This is a genomic window from Paenibacillus sp. ov031, from assembly GCF_900143165.1.
Lineage (GTDB): Bacteria > Bacillota > Bacilli > Paenibacillales > Paenibacillaceae > Paenibacillus > Paenibacillus marchantiae.
Genome location: NZ_FRDO01000004.1, coordinates 247,489 through 272,975, shown reverse-complemented (window position 1 = coordinate 272,975; position 25,487 = coordinate 247,489). Strand labels below are relative to the sequence as shown.

The window sequence follows — 25,487 nt, the reverse complement described above, 5'->3', positions numbered from 1 at the left end:
AGAGCGATGCCAAGCTTGATACCACAACCGAAGCAAATTGCATCGAGCGAAGGAGAAGCCTTGCGACTGAATGGCGAGGAAAGATGGGGTCTTTTCATGGAACAGGATGATCCCAGATTGGAAATTCATTGTCGCCGGGCATTTCCGGGGATGGAATATACATGCTCCAGAATAGAAAAGGGTTATTTGTTAATAATCGAAAATCTCTCAGGGCAGGAAACGCAGCAGGTAGTCGATGAGGAACATGGAGCCCCTGCCATTCATGAAGTCCTGGGAACACAACAGAAGAGCCCGACCATCCCTAGTTTCAGTTCGTTTACTCAACAAGACAGAACGGATCTGACTGGGTTGGACGGACGTCCACAAGGGTATAAGCTGGAGGTGTCGGCCGGAAGGGCTGAAGTCTACGCACTGGATGCGGCGGGTCTATTTTATGGATTGCAGACATTGGTACAACTGAATGGACCCGATGGGGTTATCCCGGCGGTGTCCATAACCGACTGGCCGGATACACCTATGCGGGCAATGAACTTTGACCTGCGTCAGACGTTCTCCAAGCCGGAACTGTTGACGAAGTATTTGGCTGAATTCGCCCGTTATAAGACGAACGCGATTTTGATTGAATATGAGGATAAGTTCCCATTTCAGTTGCATCCCGAGTTCGCACATCCAAAACATGCGTTAAGTCGTTCACAGCTGGAAGAACTGAAGCGGAGCGCCCACGATCACTTTATAGAGATTATTCCGCTCCAGCAGAGCTTTGGACATCTGGAATATGTATTACGCCACGAAGGTTGGCGGCATCTTCGCGAGACAGAGCAGTCCACCGGGGAGATCTGCCCATCGCATCCAGAAACCTTTGGGTTGATAACCACTTTACTCGAAGAGATGATCGACGCCCACCCGGATTCGCGTTATATTCACCTCGGGTGTGACGAGGTCTACAGCTTATGCGAGTGCGAACGCTGCAAAATCGAGTTTGGGGGTGTGCGGGAACGAGCTTTTATCGCCTTTGTGAACCGTCTGATTGCATTTACGGCAGAACGGGGAAAACAGCCGATTTTCTGGCATGACATGCTGGATAAATGCCCGCCAGAGGAACTGTCTAAGCTGGATCAGCGAAGTGTCGCCATGATCTGGATCTACAACGGGCGCAATATCGAAGCGGAAGTTACTTCGCATGCCAATAAATTCAGGGCGCTCGGCATTGAAGTTATGGGAGCGCCAGCAGTCCGCAGCTTTGATTGGGCTGAACATCAGAATTATCCGGTACTGCTGAACCGGACAGATAACTTGCTTCAGTGGGCAGAGACGGCCGACAAACTGAATCTTGACTGTGTAGTTGCTACCAACTGGACGGGGCCTTTCAGCCTCGGTGTTCCATATGGTATTTTTGAAACTACCTGGTATCCCATGCTACTGCACGCGGATTTGGCCTGGAACCGCAAAGCGAATACCGCCACCTACATCGACCGGTTTCTGGAACAGTTTCATGGCATTGATCCTGTTACCGGACACAACCTTCTCGGCAATTACAGGGTGGAGGATTATTATGATGTGATCTGGAAGCTGATGGACGAAGTGCGCGAGCACAAGGAAGAAGCGGAACTGATTGCGATCATGCATGATTTTGAGGTGGCGACAGATCGTTCACGGGCAATCCATAAGTATGCTTACCGCTGGGAGCTGTATCCCGGAGACGATGCGGAGTGGCGCTCACTCCATAACAATTATACGAGAAACCGCCGTGGACGTGAGGGGGTCGTCCCTCGGATGAAGGCTGCGCTGGAGCGTTACCAGCCTTATGATATGGCGGAGCACTTTGTGAAATCAAGGTTCTATCTGCATGATTATCTGGAGCGCACGCTCTATCAAGAACTGGGTCTGAACGCAATCCATACACAAACTGATCTGACGGCATTGAGTCTGGAAGACAAAATAGCCCTGATGTGCGTAGTAGGCACACCATCGACTGGGGCCGAGCCGGAGTTTCGCGTCAGAATGGCACAGCACCGATTCGGGGGAATCGGCATCTTTCCCCATAATATTGAGAGCGAGCAGCAGACACATGCGTTGCTAGCAGAAGTGAAGAACATAGCCGAAGGTAACGGCAGCCCTATGCCTTATTATGTTTCGGTAGATGAAGAGGGTGGAACCCTATCCAAGTTTAAGTCCTTTTTTCCCTATATCCCTGGCAACAGGGCAGCCGGGTTAAGTGAAGATCCGGAAGCCGCGCGTTTGCTCGGTAAAATCATCGGCAGTGAGCTGCACTCCCTTGGTATTCCCATGAACTGGGCACCAGTGCTGGATGTGAACACGAATATAGATAATCCGGTTGTGGGTGTTCGCTCCTTCGGAGAGGACCCGCAGATGGTGGCCCAATTCGGCCGCACCTATATTCAAGGGATGCATGAAGCAGGTGTAGCCGTGACGGCAAAGCATTTTCCCGGCCACGGGCAAGTGAGCGGAGACTCGCATATTGTCCTACCCGAGTGTGAGCTGACGATTGAACAGTTGATGGAGGGTCCGTTGCTTCCCTTTGTTGAAGCAATTCGAGCCGGTGTGGATTCAATCATGATGGGTCATCTGGTGTTTCCTAACATTGCCGAATCGGGCGGACTTCCGGCCTCACTCAGTCCTTTTTTTGCCACGGAACTGCTGCGGAAGCAGTTGGGCTTTACGGGGGTGATCTGCACGGATGATATCGAAATGGGGGCAATTCGCAAAAATTTCAGCCCGGAAGAGGTAGGGGTTCTGGCCGTTCAGGCGGGGAACGATATTATTCTGATGTGCCATACGCCGGAGTTTCAGAGCCAGGTCATCGCGGGTATTCTGTCAGCTGTACGGGATGGGAGAATCAATGAGGAGGAAATCGACGAGTCGGTTCTTCGTATTCGGCAGCTGTATGACCAATTCAAGCAGTACCAGGCGGCTGCACAGCCGATTCCTAGAGAGCAGTGGGAAGAGGCGGCACTGAAGCTGGCTCGTATGACCGTGAAAGTTAGCCGGGACCCGCACGGCCTGGTGCCACTCAAGGATTCGCTGAAATATTTGCTTATATTGCCGCTGCAGGAGCAGCTGACCCAGGCCGATAATAGTGGTTCTGCGGAGATCAGGTTAACCTCCCTATTGAGGGATGAAGGCTTGGCTGTGCAAACGTGCTACTGCGCAATGAAGCCGGATACCGAGCAGATAAAGTCCCTGGTTCTACAAGCTGCTGATGTGGATGTCGTTATCCAGGGCACCCTTAATGCCCATCTATTCACAGGCCAGCTGGATCTGGCTGAGGCTTTGGCTGCGGTTAAGCCACTGCTAAATCTGGTACTGCGCAATCCCTATGATGACACCGCACTGCCACAGACAGCCGCATGCATTCTGCTGTGTTCCACCTCCGATTACTCCCTGCGGGCACTGGTGGAGTGCATGACAGCATCAAAGTGACTTTTCAATGATGAGCTGTTCAATAGGGTAATGAAACATATCCAAAAGCACAAAAACTCAAAATGTTAAAAGCACAAAAGCTTGCATGTATTTGCCAGCCTTTATTCTTACAAGCGACCTAGTCTGAAAGCCAGGATCCATGACGGAAAATTGAAAAGCCCGCTACTTTGCGGGCTTTTGTCAATTTTAAGACTTTGATGTTCTTCCCTAGACAACACGTTCACTTAGCTCCGAATTCCGTCACTCGCTTCTTGTGCAAAGACGTTATTAGGATAATGGGCCATAACCCGTTGGCTAACTAGACTACAACAACGTCGTCTTCTCAAAAAGTTTTATATATCCTCACCTATAGCAATAGTTTATAGCTGCCTTATGACAAGAGGCTTTCTCGACATCAACCATGCTGCAATCAGCAAGGCGAGAGCCACTAATATTCCGGATTCTCCAGTCCATAGCAGAACGTTCTTGCCACTGGAAGATATATCAAAGGCATCCTGAATCACGGCATTCCAACATGCATGGAGGAGAATCGCAGGCCATATGCTGCCCGTTGTTAAGCGCAAGCGGCTGATCAGATAACTGAAAGAGGTCACTGAAATCATAAACAGGATAACCGATAAGGCAGGATATGGACCGGAATAATAATTTGCAAAAAGCATTACGGGAAGGTGCCATACCCCCCAAATAATTCCGCTCGTCAGCACGGGTCTAGGTACACGGGCGTTAATAAGTCGAGTGAGCATATAGCCCCTCCAGCCGAGCTCCTCTCCTGAACTGCTGATTATACCGATTGCTGTACCTGCAAACATTTGAAAAAGTATCGTTCCTGCAAGGACAACACCAGATGGGCCTTCAATGAATGAGTCCGGTGTAACATACTGAACCAGCCCCGTAATCCATGCGATTCCATAAGCAAATAAACCAATGACGACTGGAAAGAGCAAGATGAAGGGCAACGATTTCAGTGTTTGCTTCCCACCAATCCGCAAGGAAATATCCGAGATGCCTTCACGCAGCACTATACGGGCGAAAATGGAGGACAATCCGGGTGTCCACATGAGGAGCAGACCGAAAATCGGTGCTTTCATGATCAGTACATAACTAAGGATGGAGAGAGGAATGAGCATGGCAAAGAAAACGAGTAGTCCTCGCCTGGCTTTTTGGACCTTTTCCTTCTCTGAACTCGTGCTGGGCATGGTGCTGAAATTTGTTCTCATTGTGATAGCTCCTTTTATCAAAATATGTATATCGCTTTGCAGTATAGCAGTGGATATATCCTAATCAGAACAAACTCAAGCCCAGTCTTTATCCAAGACCCTAGCCCAGTAAGGGCAGGACTAAAGTATAGTGAGGTTTTTTAAAATTGAAATGATTTAAGCCATCTGTTAGTCCATTTAATAAAATGTTAACTTCCTTTGCGGCAGCACAAAGAGCACGTTTCCAACGCGCTCTTTATGTTTATTCTTCTCTGGTTGTCATGGAAATTCTTTTTAATCCCGTTGAAATTTTAATTAAGCGTTCAAATCCGTAATTGCCGGAATGTTAATTTCTTTTACACAGGCTGCATTGGACAGGCTGACGATGCATTTTACGATAGAAACCATATCCTGAAGAGGGATGCGTGTACCATTATATTCGGAAAGAGCGCGGTCAATGCCATCTTTATATGGAACTTCGGCTGCGAGTTCCCCCGGGTTGATACACGTAACCGCGATCCGGTCTTTTCTTGTATGTTCTCTCAAGGCTTCTGTAACCCCACGAATGGCAAATTTGGAGGCCACAAAAGATACCTGAGTGCTGTTCGCATTGCTCAGACCCGCAGTCGAGCCAATAAGAATGACTTTGCCTGCTGTTGATTTCCTGAGGTGGGGTAATAAGGCCTGAATGCACACAATAGTGGATGTTACATTCACATGAATCAGATTACTGATGTCGGCGGGGGTGTCCTTATCGAACGTATAGTGGTCCTCGAACCCCTCTTTTTCCCAAATGCCCACATTGTAAATGAGAACATCCAAAGTCTCGTTCTGAAGCGCATCGCAGATCTGTTTGGATGCATGGAGATCAGACAGATCTGCCTGTATCCATATGCGTTCTACGCCATCGTCCAGCTTCAAGTTGTCAGGTTTCGTGCGAGACACGACCCAGACTTTATCGCCTTGCTCGGGCACACCCCTGACAAATGCATCTCCTAATCCTTTGCTAGCACCAAATACAAGATAGTTTTTCAATTCTAGTCACCTTCTTTTCAAAGTGTCGTTCTATGGTTACCAGCTCAAAGAGCAGGCTCTTTATTTTCCAATAGTATAATTTCTTCTCCTTGTTGTTGCCTTAATGCTATATTTTCCCGCCCCCATGTGCACATCACATCCACAATCTTGTTGGCGGTAACTCCATACTCTGTAAGGCTGTATTCGACTTTGGGCGGCATCTGTTGGTAAACATGTCTTCTGACAAGGCCGTCCTTCTCAAGCTCACGTAATTGCTGGATCAGGACCTTTTGCGAGATACCGTCTATACTGCGCTGTAATTCGCCTGTCCTTTTCACGCCAGACATTAATAAACATATGATTAGCGCTTTCCATTTGCCGCCAATAATTTCGAGTGTCGCTTCGATTCCCAGGTTATATTGCTTCATGACATATCACCTCGTTCATGTTACATCTTGTTGATGTGCTATAACTATTTATTTTCTCACAATATGGCTGATGAAGTCCATACACACTTTGAAGTAACCATCTTACTTTCGGGTGTGTATTTTCTTTTTTTCAGGCTTATATGATAATGGCCATATTCGAAAAAGAAGTCTGAAACTGAACCGAGAAAGGAATGTAAATATGAGAACACTCGTCATTCTGGCGCATCCTAATATAGAGGTTTCAAGAGTAAATCAACGCTGGAAAGAGGAACTGATGCAACACTCGAGCGAGATTACAATCCATGAGATTTATAAAGCATATCCTGATTGGAACATCGATGTGTCCAGAGAACAGAAGTTACTCGAAGCATATGATCATATTATTTTGCAGTTTCCGTTATATTGGTACAGCTATCCGCCTTTGCTAAAAAAGTGGCTAGATGATGTTTTTACTTATGGATGGGCGTATGGATCAACAGGTAACAAACTGCATGGGAAAAAGATGGGTTTGGCCATATCCATTGGCGATAAGAAGGAAAATTACACGAGGGAGGGTTCAGTATCTTTTACCTTAGATGAGGTAGTCACGCCTTTCAAAGCCAGCATAAATCATGTTGGCGCCGTAGCTTTACCGTATTTTGCAGTCTTCGGTGCCTCATTCCAAGCAACCGATGAAGAAATTAACCAAAGTGCACAAGATTATATCCGATATATCTATGAGCAAGGTAGACCTTAACTGCTGTAACCCCAAATATCAATCCAGTTCGCTTGCAGATTTAGCGCCTTGACGGTCAAGCCACTGAATTAGTTCATGAGAAAAACTACGTTTTGCTGTGTCCAGTGGTGTTAACCCATCCCAGGTGGATATCCAGTTCAGTTCGGCACCTTGTTCAAGGAGATATTGTGCTGATTGTCGTTGTCCTCCGTGGCAAGCGCACCAGAAGGCGATGGTAACCTTGTCGGGAGGAAAAGAGCTGCTTGCTCCCCAAGGATAGCGCTCAGGAAGCTTGTCCCCTTTAAAATGGGCCTTTATTGCGTCGATCTGTCCAAGCGCAGCCGCATGCCAAAGTGCAATAATCGCTCCCCGTTCAACCAATCGACGTGCTGCACGCCACTGAGCGAATGCTACTGCGTCGTCTAGTGGCGTGCCACCGGCGATCACTGCACCGGACGCTTCGATATCGGCGCCAACATCAAGAAGCGCGTCAAGCACGTTAATGTCATCTGAGCTCGCAGCCCAATGAAGTGGTGTCTCGTTGTTCGAACCCATGAAGCGACTGTTCACTTCTGCACCGAACTCAACTAATAACTTTACGGTATCCGATCCATGTGGGAAGTGACCTGGCCAGTCTGTCACCACATGCAACAGCGTTCGAGATATGCTAGAACTGTCACCTTCGTTGCTAGGATCTCTTTCAATAATTCTTGTCATGGCCAACCCTGAATTTTCTGCGAGTAGTCTCCTTAGCGATGGAATATCCCCAGTGTGAATCGCTTGGACAACGCTCACTGCAAGTCGCTCATCTTCGTAAATAAATTCCATACTCAACTCCCCTTCCGAATAAATACTCAGATTAAACCAAAACGATTCATTTTAGCTATTTGTAAATTTCCGCTGTACTTTACATATTCGTGGAATGATTATAATGTCCTGGGGAGAGGTGTACCTACCCAACTACATCAAGGTTTATTTTTCGACCTCATACTACGATCGTTGAGAGTTATAGTTATAATAATAATAATAATATACTTACTGCATTTGAGGAGCTGAAAAGCCATCTTACATTTAAATGAACATCTTTTACTATGGAACAAGGCATCTATTAAAATAATGGATATTCGCCATATCACGATGCAAATGAAGGAGGACCTTCACGCCTACCGGTTCCCTGCTAGCTGCTTCTTATACACGGTGCGTGGCAATGCAGTTATGCAGCTGGATGGAAATGATCATCAAGTCACACGATTCCATATTTTGCATGGTGGAAAGGGCTGTTGCCTGAATATTTTGCCTGTTGAAGAAGTCCTTGATTATTATATGATTTATTACAAAGCCAGCATCCCACTTCCTGAACGTCAAGACATTCTGGACATGATGGAACACCGTAATCCCTTCCGGCTTCAATATGGCTTTGCACCAGATCATCCTGTTTCCTTGTCGGACAAAGTACAATACATGATGACAGCATGGGAAGAGCAAGGACCATTGGAACAGTTCCATGTAAAGTCATTATTTTATCAATTTGTATACGAGTTGCTATGGCAAATCCACAATCGACGCGTACCTACAATAAAGCCAGACCTGATTGCACAAATGAAATACTATATGCAGGAACACTATGCTGAACCCATTACAATGGACCTGTTAGCAGAGCTCATGGACACCAGTCCAAGACATTTATCAAGACTATTCAAACGCCAGACAGGTCATAGTCCAATTGATTTTGTCATTCAAATCCGTATGAACAAAGCGAAGGAACTGCTGCTTGCTACAAATGCTACTTTACAAGAAATTGCCAAGGCTGTTGGTTATCCGGATGGATATTATCTAGCTAAAATGTTCAAAAAATATATGGGTATTGCACCCATTCGTTATCGAAAGCAGCATGCAAGTCCTAATGTACCATCCACAGTGGCACGATTAGGTATTGTAGAGGATGAGACTTCCTTATATATTGATAATGATTATCATAATCAGCATATATTTGAGGAGGAATTATTGATGTACAGAAGTAGAAAGACACCCTTAGCTATCACATTATTACTTTGTTTAACCCTATTGCTCAGCGCGTGTTCAACTGGTGGGACAGGGAGTCCTTCAGCAAATGAAGGCACCGGAAAGTCAACGAACCAGGTAGAGGCCAACAGCTCCAATCCTACAGCTACAACATCTCAAACGAAGACCGTAACCACCATAAAAGGGGATATTGAAGTGCCGGTTAATCCACAACGAGTAGTTGTCCTGTATTTAATGGGTGATTTACTTGCATAAGGTGTAAATCCTGTTGGGATCTCTTCTGTAGAAGAAGGAGCAGCTTTTGCGAGCGAACTGGATGGTGTTACCTCCTTGGGTGCATTCAAACCAGACCCGGAAGCAGTAACTGCGCTTAATCCCGATCTCATTATCGTTACCAATGAAGAAATATATGAGGGGCTCAAAAAAATTGCCCCTACAGTATACATTCCTTATGATCTGGCAGTAGAAGAACGTATGAAATTGCTTGGTGAATTTCTAGGTAAAGAGGGACAAGCTCAGGAAATGCTGGATAACTTTCGCAAAAAGGTTGAGCAAAGTAAGGAAAAACTTAAACAAGCAGGTATTTTGGATAAAACCGCGACTATTATGGAAAGCAACAAAGGTTCTATGGCTGTAATGACAGGCTTGGGTTATGGACGGGGTTCGCAGATTATTTATCAATATTTAGGGATGAAAGCACCTGAAGTCTTGCAACGCGAAATTGAAAACGCAAGGAACGATGCGACTAGCAAGGACGTTTCTTATGAAGTATTACATGAATTTGTAGGTGATTATATATTCCGTTCTAGCTTTGAAGGAATGATAGATCTTTCGAACAATACCATTTGGAACAACCTCCCAGCAGTCAAAGAAGGACGTCTGATTGATATGAGCTTTGGTTTATTTTTCTACAATGATATATATTCGCTAGACAAACAGCTTGACTTTATTGTGGATAGCTTGCTTAAAACCGTGGATTAATTGGAGAATCATCTTTCTGTTGGATAAGGTGAATAGAGCCTGAACTCATTAACGCCTGTTACAATAGGGTGAAAAAGGAGGAGTCATTATTGAATAAACAAAAAATTGTGATTATTGGCGCAGGGATTGTGGGGGCATCCATGGCCTATCATCTGGCCAAACGAAATCAAGATGTAACCGTTATTGAACGACATCCTGCAGCGGCGCGTGAAGTCACGGAAAAATCGTTTGCCTGGATACATACTACTCATAGGGTGGCTCCCGATTACTGGCATTTGTACGATGCATCTTTGGAAGAATATCATACGCTTCAGCAAGAGTTACCCGAACTGAAAATTCATTGGCATGGAGCGCTAACTTGGGACACTCCACCCCTAAGGGAGCAACCCCACTTTCAAAAATTAAACCGGGAGCAGCTTGAGGCATTGGAGCCGAATCTGCTGGAATATCCGGACGAAGCGATGTATGTCAGCGAAGAAGGTGCGGTAGACCCCATAGAGATAACGGAGCTGTTGTTGAACAAAGCGAGGGAGTACGGAGCAAAGGTTCAGTTCGATACCAACGTTACACAGCTTCAGCAAGAAGGTTCCCGCTTGGTCGGCGTGCATACGTCCAACGGTTTTCTGGAGTCGGATGTCGTAGTATTGGCCGCAGGTGCAGGCGTTCCCGAACTTTGCAACCCGTTAGGTTGTCCTGTGCCGGTTACGTCGTCGCCTTCCATTCTGATTCGGATGAAATCGACGAATAAATTGATACATACATTAATCTCAAATGCTCAATTTGAAGCGCGTCAACTGACAGAATATACGCTGCTGGCTGCGGAAGATTATATCGACGAGTCGGAGGAAAACGGACCAGAGGCGGTTGGTAAGCGAGCGTTCGACACGTTGCGTCGTAGTCTGAAAGATGGGAATCAACTGGAACTGGAAAGCATAAAGGTCGGGTTGAGACCTATGCCTGAAGACGGCTATCCGATTGTGGGTTTCCAGGATCACGTAAAGGGACTTTATCTAACCGTGATGCATTCTGCAATTACGTTGGCACCGTTGATTGCACGTCTGGCTGCAAGTGAAATCATCGATCGGGAATCAAGAAGTGAATTAGACCCTTGTCGACTCTCCCGATTTTAGGACTATACGAAAAATAAAAGAGTACATCGCCACATGACAGATGTACTCTATATTACATACTATATATTTGCTTAATTCTGCTATTCCTCCTCCGTCGCCACAGGATCCCCCTCATAACTAATCCGTTCGCTCCAGCTCTCGGAATACAACTCCATGTTCGTAAACCCTGCCATTTAACCTCTTTGTAGTTGATTGAAAAGCACTTCATTCGGAAAGGAGATATCATTCTATGAACTATTATTTTCTGGAATCTCAATATCCACGTCGAGGGTTTTTTAGTGGCGGAACGACCTTCACTCCCGAATTAGATATGAACTATTTGGCGATAGAGAATCCGCTGCCAGAGGGGACAACGGCAGATGTTGAGTTACTGTCTACGGTGCGCAACCTGAATGTAGATTATTTTGAGACGATCACAGGAACGAGACACGTATCAGATCGTTTTAAAACGCTGTTGGAGGAAACTAAAACAAATACACAGTTTATTCCGACAACGGTGTGTTACCACGACGGTCGTTCGGTTGAAAAAACCTATTGGACTGCACATCAGCTTGAGCGTTTGGATGTTTTCGATTATGAACGTTCGGAATATGGACGCAAAACGGTCATTGCTGCATCTGTACAACAGCCTCCACGTAAGATCGTCAAAGTTGTATCTCGAATCTGCCTTCATGAAGAGCGAATTGGCGAGCATGAATTTTTTATGCTGGATTATATAAATATCTTCAAACCCATTATTTCAAAAGATTTTTACGAGGTATGCCGAAAACATAAACTGAATCTGAACGTTACAGAAGTCGAAAATGTAAGCATCTAAAATTCTACATGGATATAATGAAGCACAAAAGAGCCCACGTTTGACGTGGGCTCTTAGTCCTTATTCTTCCCCAGTCGCCACCGGATTCCCTTCATAACTAATCCAGTCACTCCAGCTTCCAGAATACAACTTCACATTTGAGTATCCCGCTTCTTCCAGCGCAATCACATTCGGGCAAGCAGAGACACCGGAACCACAATACACGATAATTGCACCATCCTTGTCCAGCTTGCTGAAACGCTCCTCTAACACCCCAGTATCTGTCCAACGTCCATCCCAATCCAACACATCTTTCCAGAAATAATTCACCGCACCCGGAATATGTCCGGCCTTGGCATCAATGGGTTCCTCTAGACCCGCATAGCGGCGAGCATCACGGGAGTCGATTAGTACAGCTGAGCCATCAGCAGAGGCTTGTTGTACATCATCTACACTTGCCAACAGTCCTGGCTGCACATTCACCTTAAACGAAGCCGGGATCTGAACCGGCACATCCGTAGTCACTGGAAACTTGGCATTCTGCCAGGCAGAGAAGCCTTCGTCCATGATATACACCTGTTCATGTCCCAGATAACGAAGTAACCACCACAGCCGCGATGCGTTCATGCCGCCTTGGTCATCGTAGGCAATAATGCGTGCATTCGAGCCGATGCCAGCTTTGGAGAGACGACTTGCCAGTTCAGTCGGATCTGGAAGCGGGTGACGCCCTCCGTGCGTAGATACAGGAGCGGACAGATCCTTTTCCAAATCGAGATAAACGGCACCTGGAATATGTCCAGCCTCGTAAGCTTGTCTTCCGGCATCCGGTTGACCGAGCAGGAATCGGCAATCAGCAATGACGACATCTGGTTCATACATTCTGGCGAGCAGCCAGCGCATGGATACAATATTTTTCATGAAAACACACCGCCTTATATGTAGTGGGATGGATTCAACCGGAATCTGCGTGATGCAGGTCCCAGTTGTTTATTTAAAAATATCTGAATACAAATGCAAGTTACACCGCTGTAGGTTCGATTGGTCCTTTTCCAGATACAGGAGCATCTGAGGGGATGTGCTGTGGTTTGGTTTTGCCATATCGAATGAAGATCCATACCCCGAAAATAATGACAACCCCGGCAGACAACTGAAGCCCGTTGAGGGATTCACCGAGTAGCATCCAGGCCAGTAGAGAGGAAAATACAGGTTCCCCCAGTACCCCCATCGATACCGTCGTAGCATTCATATATTGAAGCAGCCAGTTGAAGAGATAATGTCCAAAGATCGTTGGCACGATTGCGAGCAACAGGAAAATTCCCCACTCAGAAGCTGCATAACCACCAAACGGGTGACCATTAACCAGATTATATACCGCAAGCGTACAGGCAGCTACGAAAAATACCCAGAAGTTATAGGAGAATGCACTCAGTCCGGCACGTAAAAACTGTCCTAGCAGCATGTGTACCGCCACAGCGATCGTTCCGAGTAAAGAAAGAATATCCCCTCGCAGCGCTGTGCCTGCCAACTGGAAATCTCCAGCTCCAATAGCGATCGATCCAAGCAGGGCAACGCCCATACCGATGATCATCATACGGTTGATTTTGGCTTTGAACAGCCAGACGGAACCCGCAAGAATTAATATAGGCTCCAAAGCGAGAATGACCGTTGAACTAGCTACACTCGTGAGCCTAAGCGATCCCATCCAGAGCAGGAAGTGTAGCGCCAGCATCACGCCGGATGCGAGAAGTAAAGCCCACTGTCTGAAGTTTAAACGCATCATCTCATGCCGGTATTTCCAGACAAAAGGCAGCATTAGCAGATTGGTTAGGAACAATCGGTACATCGCAATGACGGCGACGTCCGCTGTGGACCAGCGTACAAAGATGGAAGAAAACGAAATGGCAATAATGCCGACAAAGAATAGCAGATAGATCGACCTGCCGGCACGGTTCAAGCTAGTCATGGATGTAGCTCCTTCTTGAAGTCAAATGGCGTAAATCAATTTATTATACAGGAGAATGCATCTGCAGGAAAAGTATAAGAGAAGAAATAGATAAGTAGATTGTAACCGGGCTTGTAACTATTCTGTCATTCTCCAGGGCCATTTTTCTATTAATCTTCTATATAGAGACATGAAACGATATAATGTACCAATAATCGGGAAAAAATGAAAGTAAGGAAGTGGCCTGGAAGTGAGAGTTCAACAACAGAGAGCGGGAGAAAGTGGCGGCATTCCGCATAGAACAAGCCGAACCAAGACGCATGGAAGAAGAAAAATCCGGTATGGGAGACTGAGTGCTGCGCTGGCGCTTCTGGCACTGCTCATTATCGGTTTAACATATGCATTCATTGGCATGACGCACTGGATCAAGGATTATGTAGCACCTCCGCCAGTAGCTGCGATTGAACAGCCAACCAAGCTTGGCATGATTGACATGACACCGGAGTCCAAAGAGGAGCCTGCGCGGTTCCAGGGTCAGGTGCGCAAGCTGGCATACATAACGTTTGATGATGGACCAAGTGTATATACCGACCAACTGCTGGATATTTTGAAGCAGCATGAGGCAAAGGCAACCTTTTTCATGATTGGACGTCAGTTGAATCAACACAAGGAAGCAGTGGAGCGGCTTGTCAAAGAGGGCAGTTATCCTGGGCTTCACAGCATGACACATAACTATAACAAATTGTATAAGAGCGGAAGCTCCTCTAACTTTGTGAAGGAGTTCAAGAAGGAGCAGAAGATGGTCAAGGATCTGATCGGTTTTACGCCGCATCTGATTCGTGCTCCGTATGGCAGTAGCCCACAGATCGGAGAAGACTTCAGGGGCGACATTGCTGCGGCCGGATTCAAACTGTGGGATTGGACCACCGACTCCCTCGACTGGAATCTTCCAGGTCAGCCGGACAAAATCGTGGAGCGGGTTAGCAGCAGTGTGCATCGGGATAAGGAAGTGATTCTGATGCATGAGCGCGAGCAAACGGTACAGGCACTGCCACGCATTTTGAAGCTGCTTGAAGATCGGGGTTATGAGTTTGAGGTCTACGATCCGAATGCTCATTGGGTATCCAATTTTAGCGCAGACACCCGCTTGTAAGAATAACAACATAGCAGTTGCAAGAGAGGAGGCACCCCGAGGTGCTTAGAAGAAAAAAGATAGCTCTGGCCGGGGTCAGCATATTGCTGGCTCTGCTTGTCAGTGCTTGCGGAAAGCCGCAGGAACCTGCGGCAAATCAAGTTAATCAACTAATTCTTACCGATCAGGAGATGAACCAGAGCCTGAAGGAACTTGTTCATCATGAACGGGAAGACATGGAATTATACGGATCGATACTGAGTAAAGGAAAGAACAAAAACAGTAATCTGGAGGCCTTGCTCGATCAGGCAGACGGACATATTGCCGAGCGAAGAACACTGCTGGAACAAGCTGAAGCGGTGATGAGCCGGACTAAAGAACAGATGGAAGAGCTGCGAACTTCGTTGGATCAATTATCCTTTGAAAAGGAAGAGAACCTGGCTCAAGCCCACACGGTATTGGATCAGTATGAGCAAAGAGCTGCGTCATTTGAAGCGTTTGTTGCCTCCTACAGGCAGAGCCTTGATGCGGACGAGCAGTTATATGGATTGATGAGAGGCAGTGTGGAGCCCAATCTGGTCAAAATCAAACGTGCGATTCGGGAACGGAACAGCCAATATGCCAAAGTTGCCGAGTTAAGACAGCAGTTTAACAAGCAGACAAAAGCTTTTAACGGAGCCAACGCGAAACTTGTGCAAATGGAGCAAGCTGGCTGACTATTCATGGTGTCAAAGGAGCATTGAACACTTTCGATGATTGAGCGACGGGTCAGCCGTGTAAGTAATACTAAGCTGTCAAGTTAACAAGTCAGGCAACATGGACAAACATCATTGCGTATAAGCTAACGGAGGTGTTCATATGCGAAATACTATGAATATTAGTGCATCATTACTTGTTTTGGTTATGGGATTCTCGCTTGTGGCCTGCGGCAATAGTAGCCCTACTGCTCAGCCACCCGCGAATAATACAGAAGAACAGACACCGGCACCAGGGAAGCAGCCTGAGGAAAGTGCTGTGATTGAAGCGGAAGGCATTTTGACCGGATGGGCAGATCCGCACACGGTTGAAATTCGTGTGAAAGAGGAACCGATGTCTTTCCAGGTGGGTGAAGATCTGCAGAAATCTTTGGATGACATTGACGATGAAGATTCCGTTCAATTCAAATATGTAGAGAAAGCCATTCAAGGCGATACAACGATTAAACAGCTGGTGCTTACGGAAATCGCCAAGGTCGAGTCCAATGATGGTAACGGTACGAATGCAGGTGGTAATGTTACATCTAATCGTGCCAAAACATCCGAGCTGGAAGTGACCGTGGAAGGCATGACCGAAAAGCGCCCGGTTACACTGGCTCAAGGCAAAGGGTATTCATTATATGTGTTTGAACCAATGGTTTACGATGCGGATGATCATGAATTGACCATGAAGATTGATCCGGATTACGAGGTAGAGATTGACAAGCTGCCTTCGGATTATAACCTGAAGGAACTGAAAGTGGATGCGAAGAAAGAGCTGTCAGAAACCGGAGCGGTCAAGCAATTAAGTGAGGAAAAGCTTAGCAACGGCCCGATGAAAGAGGCAAAATTGTTCATGATGTCTCAAAACAATAAGAAAACAGAGTATTTCATCGTAAAAGAGCTGGATGGCAATGGCTTCGCTTTCCATATCCATGCACCGGTTGGCGAACCTTCAGAGGGCTTCCTGCCTATGGTTTATGCCTCCATCAATTCCATCATGAACGAGTAAGCGTGCTTCGATATTAAATAGGTATGTCGTGAATTTGAAAAAGCCGGAAGGAACGATGCGATAAGCATAGGTTCCTCCCGGCTTTTTGTTCGTATGTCTATTCAGTTTGCGGGATCAAACCCATTGACCTATTGTTAATCAGGTTAAGATGGTTGATTCCTGTCGCCCTTTGAGCTCTTCATAACGGGCAACGGCATGCTGATGAACGGGATGTTCGTCGGGAATTCCCATGCGCTCACGAATGAAGGCAGAGACGCCATCTTCGCGAATCAGGTGTTGGAGCTTTATGGCTTCCTCGTCATGTTCATGATTGAACAGCATCGCGGCTGCCATAGCGGAAGTTAAATGAGGAATTTCAATTCCGAATTCGCTGGCCTGCATCGCTGGGCGAACAAGCCGGTCGTAAGGCGATAACTTGCGAAGGGGCGAACGTCCGACCCGTGTTACCTGATCCGTCAGGTTCGGATTGGCAAAACGTTCGAGAATCGTATCGATATATTTGCTGTGTTTCTGTGGATTAAAACCGTGCTTGGCGATGAGCATGGCTCCGGTTTCTTCCATCACTTTGCGTACCTTGGCACGAAGAGGTGCATGACTCATAGCTTGCCGGATCGTCTTAAATCCTTCAAGATATCCGAAGTATGCGGCAACGCAGTGACCGGTATTTACCGTAAACATTTTGCGCTCAATATAAGGTTCAAGAGAGTCCACGTAGTGCACACCTTCAATTTCCTTAAATCCTTCCAGCAGTGCAGGGCGATGAACCACCCATTCATAGAAAGGCTCAACGGTAACTTGCAGCGGGTCTTTATGATCCTGAGCGGGGACGATGCGGTCAACCGCTGCATTGGGGAATGAGACATAACGTTCTGCTTTTTCACGGGTTTCTACATCCAGAAACGGATATACCCGTTTTTTCAGCCGAGTGCTGCCTCCGATGGCATTTTCGCAAGCGATAATGTGAAGTGGTGCAGAATTATTATTTTTCATACGCAGATAGATGCCTTTGGCGATCGGTTCAGCGATATCTTCCAGCGCCGATACACCGACGGCTGTTGTGATCAGATCTGCTGAAGCAATCACTTCAGCAACGCGATCCTGTTCGCCGACACTAATGGCGGTTACGTTATTCACAATCGTTGTATCCTGATCCGCATTTGCGAGGGTAATGGGATATTCCTGCCTCTTTTGAAGCATGGCGATTTTCTTCGGGTTACGTGCGACAAAGCAGACTTCATAATCGGAAGCGGACAACATATGACCGATAAATCCGCGGCCAATATTGCCCGCACCAAAATGTACAGCTTTCATGTGTGAACTCCCCCTTTAAAGTTTGAAATGCGAAATTCGTTCAGTCTTTAGACCGTAGTGACGAGTGGTTTCGAAATCAAATCGTTAAATTCGAGGTCGGTCAGGCATGACAGCCGTTGGTGAGGCATATCGAAATCAAGTGTCCCGGTAATGGTATTCGAGATGACAACGCAGTGAATACCAGCCGCAGCAGCTGCACGCGCGCCGTTAGGTGAATCCTCAATCGCTACGGCTTCGTCTGCAGTTACTCCAAGGGCTTCAAGTGCTTGATTGTACAATGCAGGATCAGGCTTCACATGGGCAACATCATCTGCGGTGCGAATGACTTCAAAGTAATCCTTCAGCTTGAGCTGCTCCAGATGCTGTTCAACCCACTCTCGTTTGGAGCTTGAAGCGACAGCAAGTTTCAATCCAGCTTTGCGTGCAGCATCAAGGTAGTTCTGGATACCGGGTCTTACCTGTTCTTTGTTCATTAATGCTGCATGATGCAGCTGAACAGATTCCCTGAACGCTTCCCGATCGATCGGAAGATTCAAATCTGTGATGAGGTACTCATAAGGATTAAATGTTTTCAGACTGGTACCGATGCATTGCGAGTACATCTCCAGGGTTAAGTTTACGCCGTGTTCCTTGTAGGCATCACGAAAAGCAACATACCATGCTGTCTCCGTATCAATAATCGTTCCATCGAAATCAAAAATCAGTGCCTTAATCATAAATTTGTTCCTCCTGTTTCAGAATTAGTTTTGGGATAAAGCTAAATGAATTTCTCTGCAAATACACACCGTAATCTTTTAACTTGCGGTACATTAGTTGACGTGAAAGCAAAGTTATAAATATTAATTTGGGAAAAAACAGGTGTATAAGCTAATAAAACCGTAACATAGGACAAACGGAAGGGTCAAGCGCGTTATGATTGTTTACATGGAAAATTTGCACATGGATGAGATGTTTTCAGAAAATGATAAAAGTGGAAAAGCGTTATACCCTTTGCGTGTAAGCGGTGTACTGAAAAACCTGTATTTTCAGTGTGAACCTATTAAAATTCTTTACGCCATATCAAGCCATGTGGGAGAATGGAAGAAGTTATTTGAGAGTTAAATCGCGGAGGAGGGATCAACGATGCTGCATAAGGATCGTTTCCAAGGTTGTTTCATTGGGCTTGCCGCGGGAGATGCACTGGGAACCACAGTGGAATTCAGCAGTCCCGGCACATTTGAGCCTGTTACCGATATTGTGGGCGGCGGGGTATTCGATCTGGCGCCTGGACAGTGGACGGATGATACGTCGATGGCCCTGTGTCTGGCAGAAAGCTTGGTGAGAAAAGAGAACTTTGATCCCGGGGACCAGATGCGCAGATATACGAATTGGTATCAGGTGGGTTATATGAGCAGTACGGGAACCTGCTTTGATATTGGCGGGGCTACTCGGGGTGCCCTTGAACGGTTTGCAGCAACCGGTGAAGCGTATAGTGGTTCAACCAACCCGATGACTGCGGGGAATGGTTCAATCATGCGGCTCGCACCTGTAGCCATGGCATATGCCAACCAGCCGGATCAAGCAGTGAGGTATGCTGGGTTGAGTTCCAGAACGACACATGCCGCCCTTGAAAGTGTGGAAGCATGTGAAGTACTGGCGGCAATATTGGTTGCAGGACTGCGCGGAGCGGACAAGGATGTCATGTTACGGCCTGATACCTGCCGTCAGTGGAGGGAAGAGAAATCTTTTTCACCAGCGATTGAAGAAATTGTCCAAGGATCATACCGGGATAAAGCACCGCCTGATATTCAGGGAAGCGGCTATGTTGTTCGTTCACTTGAAGCAGCGTTATGGGCATTCCATCGATCATCGACCTTCGAAGAGGGTGCGCTGCTCGCAGTGAATTTGGGTGATGATGCGGACACCACGGGAGCGGTATATGGGCAAATCGCCGGAGCGTATTATGGATTAAGCGGCATTCCGGCACACTGGCGAGAGAAGCTGGCCATGCAGGATACGCTGGGCGAATTGTCAGAGGCATTGTGGTCAAAGGCGGAAGCTAGATAGAAGAGACAGGAGAAGAGAACATCATATGCGTAAGACAGATTCATCTCAAACGGAATCGCAAGTTACGAAATCTGTTAAACGAGGGGCGTTTCCTTTATCCCTTTTATGTCTGACGGTAGGGGCTTTTGCCATTGGCATGACAGAGTTTATTATTATGGGCCTTCTGCCCAATGTAGCGACGGATTTGAATGTGAGTATCCCCCAAGCAGGGCAGTTAATTACGGGCTACGCGCTTGGTGTGGCGGTGGGTGCGCCTATACTAACCGTGTTCACGCACAAGATTCCCCAGAAAAAACTGCTCGTACTGCTGATGTGTATTTTTATCATCGGTAATGCATTGTCTGTTATTGCACCAACTTACGGGTTGCTCATCTCGGCACGTATTCTAACGGCATTTGCCCACGGTACGTTTCTGGGTGTAGGCTCGCTGATGGCAACACGATTGGTTGCACCGGAGAGAAGGGCAGGGGCAGTATCCGTAGTCCTGGCTGGATTAACGATTGCCAACATTATCGGTGTGCCGTTTGGTACCTTCATTGGGCAGCAGCTAGGATGGCGGTCATCGTTTGGAGCTATTACCATTCTGGGCATCATCTCATTGATTGGTATCATTCGTTTCATTCCGGTGATTCAGCAGGGACCGCCAGCAAACCTTGGCCAGCAATTCCGGAATCTGGTTCGCCCCCAAGTGTTATTAATATTGCTGATTGGTGCGCTGGGCTGTGGAAGTCTGTTCGCTGTATTCACCTATATAACACCAATGCTTGTCGATATTAGTGGTTTTGCTGAGCAGAGCGTGACCTGGATTCTGGTGCTGTTCGGTGTCGGCGTTACATTGGGTAATATGCTTGGTGGTCGTCTGGCAGACTGGAAGCTGATGCCTTCCTTGATGGTTAACTTCGGTATATTGGCAGTTCTGTTGGCGGCCTTAACGTTGACGCTGGATAATCCGTATCTCGCGGTAATCACCATCTTCTGCTGGGGCATTGCGGCTTTTGGAATTATGCCAGGCCTACAAATTCGAATTATGAATATGACTCGCGAAGCACCGCTGCTGGCGACAACGTCGAGTCACTCAGCCTTTAATCTGGGCAACGCAGGTGGTGCCTATTTGGGCGGGTTTGCAATTACGCATACGGGGCTCATCTCGGTACCGTTATATGCAGCAGTTATTGCAGCACTTGGACTTGTGGGATTATTCGTTAGCGTGACAATGGAACGCAAAACGAGGTTACCGGAAATCGCCGATGCTGTAGAGCCGGCACCAGTGAATTAAATATAGACAGGTAGATGTAGCCTTCACTCCGCATTAACGTGTGGGATGGAGGCTTTTCTATGGAAGGATTACAGTTTCAACTAGAAAAAGACAAACCAGCCAAGTTACAGTATTATTGGTATATCATAATAATTAGAAAGGAAGGATTTCAATTTGAACAAAACATTTGCTATGTTAATAAGCTTCTTATTAGTGTTTCTATTTATAATCCCAATAAGTGATGCGAATGCAGCCGGGTCGAGCACAGTAACGACAAAAATTTACTCGTATAAAGGGCAAAAGTATGTTCAAGTTATTGGCGGCGAACAAAAGGTTAGGGATAAAATAAATAAAACACTCAAAATCCATGCCGTAAATGCCGCTATACAGAATACATATCTAAAAAAACAGCAAGATTACTTTTACTGGAATACCACTGCACAGACTAAATACAATCAAAACAACCTACTATCTATTGTATATACAGATTATAATTTCAGAGGCGGCGCGCACGGGTATGAAGAAGTAACGACTTATAATTATGATCTAACAACAGGAAAACGCCTCTACTTGAACCAGGTGGTTCAAACCAATAAACAAGCTGTTAATCTAGCTGAGGGTATTGAATCAGACCTAAAGAGTAATGAGAATGTTTTCCCGGAAAGTTTTTATAACTTTCCCTTGTCGAATACATCTAGCTTTTACTACCAAAACACAGGAATTGTCTTGGTATTTAATCCATACGAAGTTGGCCCTTATGCGGCCGGATTTATAGAGGTAAAAGTTCCTTTCTCCAAAATTCAGTCTGAACTGAGCAGACCATTTTTTGATTTGAATAAAAACTCCATTCAAGAGTTGAAGAGTGGGAGAATACCGGGGTTTGAAAATATAAGTTTTGGACAAACGAAAGCAGAAGTATCGAAAGCGCTGAAAAGTTCAGATCGTGAACCCTATTATGAACCGGAAATGGGAGGACTTTTCTGGATATTTGAAGGGGTAGAGTATGCTTCCTTTAATTTTGGGGAGGGAGACACAGACCGTCTTGACCATATTTATTTGAGTTGGAAAACTCTCCCTATGAAAACCTTCAGTGACATTGAGAAGATATTGGGAAAAGGTCAAAAGGGTGTGAACCCTGATATTCAAGAAGAATATTTACTCTCCTATCGTTTTGGAGACACCCGGGTCCATTTCGCCTCCAATTCAACCGAGGGAATCATTCATGGCATAACAATCTCACATTACTAGAAAAAGATGCTGATTTTGTACTCTCCAAGTGTCGGGGCGGAAACATTGTACCATAGAAAGTCGCTAATCTAGCGGCTTTTTTACTTTCGTTGTAAGAGCTGCTATTTATTATTTCCAGTTTCCACTCGAACCTGAAAGGATCGTTACTGTGAGAAAAATAATTAATTATATTCTGATCTTGCTGATCATTTGGGTAGCGCTATTGTATCCTATTCGTTCTGCGTGGTTTGAAGGTGTAAATCAGATTTCTGAAGATCTTCATGGTATTTATTTACTGTTCTTGTTCTTTGGCTATCTTATTTGTTCATCTGGGGTGGGGCTTATGCTTTACAAGATGTGTTTTAAACGAAAGGAATAGTAATTACAGTAGGTAGGTTAGATCATTTAATTCTCCAAGAAGAAGGTGACAACATGTACTACTACAAAGGTGCGTTCAGAGAAACGGACAATTTTATCTATTTCAAAAGCGATGTTCAATTAGCCGAGAATGATGTCGTGATATTTGGTGAGAAGAAGTATTTTATCGATAGTGTCGAGAAAGAATTCCTCATCCTTCAAAAGGTGGGCTCGATTGTTTCAGTGAGTGTATAAATCTTCGCGAATAACCTCCCTTTTTCAAGTGTACGTGCACTTCTGGGCCCCTGCCTACATACAATAAATCGACCCTGTTCCCACATGTGCTCAGGCCAGATCGTTGTAAAACTGCAGGAGGTGTCATCTGTGCCCGGATTGTTTACCGCAATTGCCCTGTTCATCAAAGAGTTAACGTTACTCGTCTCGTATGTCAAAAATAATGCATTTCCCCAGCCACTGGCTGAGGATGATGAAGCCAAACATTTACGCCTTATGGCTGAAGGCAACGCACATTCGCGTAATTTGCTTATCGAACACAATCTGCGCCTAGTCGCGCATATCGTCAAGAAATTTGACAATACTGGCGAAGACCAGGAAGACCTGATTTCGATTGGAACGATTGGTTTGATTAAGGCGATCGAAAGTTTTCAACAAGGCAAAGGGACCAAACTCGCTACGTTTGCTGCCCGTTGTATCGAAAACGAAATACTTATGCATCTTCGCTCTCTGAAGAAAACACGCAAAGACGTATCTCTACATGATCCAATCGGAACGGACAAAGAGGGCAATGAAATTACATTAATCGATATTCTCGGAACAGAAGCCGACGACGTTGTAGATAAGGTGCAACTCAAGATTGAAAAAAGTAAGATTTACCGCAATCTCGACATCTTGGATGATCGGGAGAAGGAAGTTGTTATCGGCCGATTCGGCTTGGAGGCAGGCGGGGAAGAGCGCACCCAACGCGAGATTGCCAAGGAACTTGGCATCTCACGCTCCTATGTATCACGGATTGAGAAGAGGGCGCTAATGAAACTGTATCACGAGTTTTATAAGGCGAAGCAGTGAGATTACAAGCTACAAGGTAATACTGATAACAAAAGCGTTTAGAGGAAGCGACTTGTCTGCGGATGAGTTGCTTTTTTGTTTTAGTTGCTGCGGAAATCAAAGAGTACGAGTACTGCTTACCACTGGAGACGTGGCAGGGATTCTACACGTAATATTCAGTTGCATTGAGTTTAATTCTTCCGATTTAACCATTTCAGGATGATCTCCACAACTTCCAAATATCGCTGGCCGACGAGCAATCCGGTATGGGTTGTATCCCACAGCCCTGCATATTCAGCGCCAAGCTGTTCTGCAGTCAATTGACCTCTTCGCTCCTCATCATCGGATTCTACGGCTTTGATGACCAGACTCGGACATGTAATTAAATTGCCGTTGATGGATACACCGCCGCTTGACCCAAATGCCGCCGAGAACGTGAGAAATGCCTTCGATGACTCCATCTGCAGATATTTACGCTGAAATGCAATGTCCTCCGCAGTTTCATCGATACTGCTATGTTCTTCACGGGCCGGGGGAGGGAGGACAATGTCAGGTGTAATTCGATCATTCTCAGGATAGGGAATCAATTGATGAACTTCTTGGCTTAGACTGGAATCAATCACGACCAATCCAGCTAACGCAATCGTCTCGGCAATCTTCTGACTGAGTATTCCGCCCATGCTGAAGCCGATGAGAACAGGAGGTGCTGTGCACTCTGCCAGAACTTCGCGGATATCCTCCAAATAATCCTCAAACGTAATTTTCGTCATGTCCATTACCCGGCTTTTGTAATGACTTCTGAGGTTCATAACGTAGCAGTTCCAGCCTTGTTCAACGAAGTGGGGGATATATTTGCTCCACATCCAGCTGCCTGTATATGCGCCATGAACAAACAAGAGAGGTGGCTTTGTTACTGAATTTACAGAGTGGGGAGCCGTATCACCTTCATATATTTCAAGGTACAAATCATGTTTTCCTATCGTTTTGACTTCATGTTTAGGTAGCAATTGAGTTAAATCGATCATTAGGACAACCTCCAAAATTAGTTTTATATCAAACTATCACTCCAAAAAAAATTAGAAGTTGCCGTGAATTTTCATCAAAATTCGAAGCAGTTCCTTTTTCTCCGCTTCAGTAACATCCGCATAAAACGCGTCCAGCATGCGACGTGAAATATGTTCAAAGGCTGGTTTAAGTTGTTCTCCTTTTGCAGTCAATGTCACATGGACAATCCGTGAATCTGTTACATCACGTTCTTTGGCGACATAACCGTTGCGCACCAATTTGTCTACAAGCGCTGTTACCGTGGACTTATCCTTGCCGATTTTTTTGGCGATTTCAGCCATGGTCATTCGGGAGTTGTTGTACAGGGCATAAATGATATCCCCATGGGACGTGGCCAGATCCTGAATTCCCTGCTCAGCCATCTCGGATAAAATGAAGCGGTTGACCTTCTCTTTAATTTTGGATATGAGTGATATAGCGTCTGTCGTTTTCATATTTGTAATATAGTTTGTTATCAAACTAATGTCAACCTCGGATTTCAATATTGGTGTAAAGAAGATAAAAAAAGAGCAGCTAGAATAATCACCTGCTCTTTTGGTTGTATTCGAATGTCCCTTTTTTTGTATATTTATAATTGACAAAGATAATCATTCTCAATTATAATCCGAGAAAATGCTT

Annotated in this window: 24 protein-coding genes; 14 read left to right on the top strand and 10 right to left on the bottom strand. The window is 45.9% G+C overall.

The genetic code is table 11. From position 1 onward, the window contains the following. The first annotated feature begins 6 nt into the window (after positions 1–6). On the top strand, positions 7–3,441 hold the full coding sequence (nagZ, locus tag BUA17_RS31735) for a beta-N-acetylhexosaminidase (protein WP_244552183.1): 3,435 nt from the start codon (positions 7–9) through the stop codon (positions 3,439–3,441). A 359-nt stretch (positions 3,442–3,800) separates the two neighbouring features. On the opposite strand, the gene BUA17_RS18750 is transcribed toward nagZ, so the two are convergent. The 3 genes from BUA17_RS18750 to BUA17_RS18740 all read right to left on the bottom strand — a co-directional run bounded on the left by BUA17_RS18750 (position 3,801) and on the right by BUA17_RS18740 (position 6,079). Beyond that, positions 3,801–4,658, bottom strand: a complete 858-nt coding sequence (locus tag BUA17_RS18750) for a type II CAAX endopeptidase family protein (RefSeq protein ID WP_083584767.1) — start codon at positions 4,656–4,658, stop codon at positions 3,801–3,803. A 294-nt stretch (positions 4,659–4,952) separates the two neighbouring features. Beyond that, positions 4,953–5,672 carry an SDR family NAD(P)-dependent oxidoreductase gene (locus BUA17_RS18745; RefSeq protein ID WP_072734577.1) on the bottom strand — a complete coding sequence of 240 codons (720 nt, stop codon included), beginning with the start codon at positions 5,670–5,672 and terminating at the stop codon, positions 4,953–4,955. A gap of 44 nt (positions 5,673–5,716) precedes the next feature. Continuing rightward, entirely contained in the window at positions 5,717–6,079 is a 363-nt protein-coding gene (locus BUA17_RS18740; RefSeq protein ID WP_063565429.1) for a winged helix-turn-helix transcriptional regulator, read from the bottom strand. 199 nt (positions 6,080–6,278) lie between these two features. Here BUA17_RS18740 and BUA17_RS18735 point away from each other — a divergent pair, with 199 nt between their 5' ends. After that, on the top strand, positions 6,279–6,815 hold the full coding sequence (locus tag BUA17_RS18735) for an NAD(P)H-dependent oxidoreductase (RefSeq protein ID WP_072734576.1): 537 nt from the start codon (positions 6,279–6,281) through the stop codon (positions 6,813–6,815). Between the two features lie 18 nt (positions 6,816–6,833). Here BUA17_RS18735 and BUA17_RS18730 read toward each other — a convergent pair whose 3' ends face one another. Continuing rightward, positions 6,834–7,511 carry an ankyrin repeat domain-containing protein gene (locus BUA17_RS18730; RefSeq protein WP_280174365.1) on the bottom strand — a complete coding sequence of 226 codons (678 nt, stop codon included), beginning with the start codon at positions 7,509–7,511 and terminating at the stop codon, positions 6,834–6,836. A 498-nt stretch (positions 7,512–8,009) separates the two neighbouring features. Here BUA17_RS18730 and BUA17_RS31730 point away from each other — a divergent pair, with 498 nt between their 5' ends. The 4 genes from BUA17_RS31730 (at position 8,010) to BUA17_RS18715 (ending at position 11,744) form a co-directional block, all read left to right on the top strand. Next, entirely contained in the window at positions 8,010–9,071 is a 1,062-nt protein-coding gene (locus BUA17_RS31730; RefSeq protein WP_244552181.1) for a helix-turn-helix domain-containing protein, read from the top strand. Positions 9,072–9,089: 18 nt separating this feature from the next. Then, the gene (locus BUA17_RS31725) at positions 9,090–9,797 is read left to right on the top strand and encodes an ABC transporter substrate-binding protein (RefSeq protein WP_348537083.1); all 708 of its coding nucleotides are present in this window, start codon (positions 9,090–9,092) and stop codon (positions 9,795–9,797) included. A gap of 68 nt (positions 9,798–9,865) precedes the next feature. Then, positions 9,866–10,927 (top strand): NAD(P)/FAD-dependent oxidoreductase, encoded by a 1,062-nt coding sequence (locus tag BUA17_RS18720; protein WP_280174363.1) that lies wholly within the window; start codon positions 9,866–9,868, stop codon positions 10,925–10,927. Between the two features lie 229 nt (positions 10,928–11,156). Then, positions 11,157–11,744, top strand: coding sequence for an imm11 family protein (locus BUA17_RS18715; RefSeq protein WP_072734573.1), 588 nt, complete (start codon positions 11,157–11,159; stop codon positions 11,742–11,744). A 60-nt stretch (positions 11,745–11,804) separates the two neighbouring features. On the opposite strand, the gene BUA17_RS18710 is transcribed toward BUA17_RS18715, so the two are convergent. Both BUA17_RS18710 and BUA17_RS18705 read right to left on the bottom strand, forming a co-directional pair. Continuing rightward, positions 11,805–12,641, bottom strand: coding sequence for a sulfurtransferase (locus BUA17_RS18710; RefSeq protein WP_072734572.1), 837 nt, complete (start codon positions 12,639–12,641; stop codon positions 11,805–11,807). 100 nt (positions 12,642–12,741) lie between these two features. Continuing rightward, on the bottom strand, positions 12,742–13,686 hold the full coding sequence (locus tag BUA17_RS18705) for a DMT family transporter (RefSeq protein ID WP_072734571.1): 945 nt from the start codon (positions 13,684–13,686) through the stop codon (positions 12,742–12,744). 229 nt (positions 13,687–13,915) lie between these two features. Between BUA17_RS18705 and BUA17_RS18700 the strand changes: the two genes are divergently transcribed. From BUA17_RS18700 to BUA17_RS18690, 3 genes are all read left to right on the top strand, one after another. Next, positions 13,916–14,818, top strand: coding sequence for a polysaccharide deacetylase family protein (locus BUA17_RS18700; protein WP_240321431.1), 903 nt, complete (start codon positions 13,916–13,918; stop codon positions 14,816–14,818). Positions 14,819–14,859: 41 nt separating this feature from the next. Next, positions 14,860–15,513, top strand: coding sequence for a YkyA family protein (locus BUA17_RS18695; protein ID WP_063565438.1), 654 nt, complete (start codon positions 14,860–14,862; stop codon positions 15,511–15,513). A 142-nt stretch (positions 15,514–15,655) separates the two neighbouring features. Beyond that, entirely contained in the window at positions 15,656–16,543 is an 888-nt protein-coding gene (locus BUA17_RS18690; protein ID WP_072734570.1) for a hypothetical protein, read from the top strand. A 138-nt stretch (positions 16,544–16,681) separates the two neighbouring features. Here the strand turns inward: BUA17_RS18690 and BUA17_RS18685 are convergent, their stop codons facing one another. Further along, positions 16,682–17,854, bottom strand: a complete 1,173-nt coding sequence (locus BUA17_RS18685) for a mannitol-1-phosphate 5-dehydrogenase (protein WP_072734569.1) — start codon at positions 17,852–17,854, stop codon at positions 16,682–16,684. A gap of 47 nt (positions 17,855–17,901) precedes the next feature. Continuing rightward, positions 17,902–18,570 (bottom strand): HAD family hydrolase, encoded by a 669-nt coding sequence (locus BUA17_RS18680; protein ID WP_072734568.1) that lies wholly within the window; start codon positions 18,568–18,570, stop codon positions 17,902–17,904. Between the two features lie 406 nt (positions 18,571–18,976). Between BUA17_RS18680 and BUA17_RS18670 the strand changes: the two genes are divergently transcribed. The 5 genes from BUA17_RS18670 to sigK all read left to right on the top strand — a co-directional run bounded on the left by BUA17_RS18670 (position 18,977) and on the right by sigK (position 23,825). Further along, entirely contained in the window at positions 18,977–19,900 is a 924-nt protein-coding gene (locus BUA17_RS18670; RefSeq protein ID WP_072734566.1) for an ADP-ribosylglycohydrolase family protein, read from the top strand. A gap of 25 nt (positions 19,901–19,925) precedes the next feature. Continuing rightward, entirely contained in the window at positions 19,926–21,176 is a 1,251-nt protein-coding gene (locus BUA17_RS18665) for an MFS transporter (protein WP_072734565.1), read from the top strand. A 153-nt stretch (positions 21,177–21,329) separates the two neighbouring features. Beyond that, entirely contained in the window at positions 21,330–22,403 is a 1,074-nt protein-coding gene (locus BUA17_RS18660) for a DUF3298 and DUF4163 domain-containing protein (RefSeq protein ID WP_072734564.1), read from the top strand. A 411-nt stretch (positions 22,404–22,814) separates the two neighbouring features. Continuing rightward, on the top strand, positions 22,815–22,994 hold the full coding sequence (locus tag BUA17_RS18650) for a hypothetical protein (protein WP_063565447.1): 180 nt from the start codon (positions 22,815–22,817) through the stop codon (positions 22,992–22,994). Positions 22,995–23,123: 129 nt separating this feature from the next. Continuing rightward, positions 23,124–23,825 (top strand): RNA polymerase sporulation sigma factor SigK, encoded by a 702-nt coding sequence (sigK, locus tag BUA17_RS18645; protein WP_064636235.1) that lies wholly within the window; start codon positions 23,124–23,126, stop codon positions 23,823–23,825. 170 nt (positions 23,826–23,995) lie between these two features. Here sigK and BUA17_RS18640 read toward each other — a convergent pair whose 3' ends face one another. Together BUA17_RS18640 and BUA17_RS18635 are read right to left on the bottom strand one after the other, a co-directional pair. Next, positions 23,996–24,829, bottom strand: coding sequence for an alpha/beta hydrolase (locus BUA17_RS18640; RefSeq protein WP_072734562.1), 834 nt, complete (start codon positions 24,827–24,829; stop codon positions 23,996–23,998). 51 nt (positions 24,830–24,880) lie between these two features. Continuing rightward, positions 24,881–25,327 carry a MarR family winged helix-turn-helix transcriptional regulator gene (locus BUA17_RS18635; protein ID WP_244552179.1) on the bottom strand — a complete coding sequence of 149 codons (447 nt, stop codon included), beginning with the start codon at positions 25,325–25,327 and terminating at the stop codon, positions 24,881–24,883. Positions 25,328–25,487: the final 160 nt, after the last annotated feature.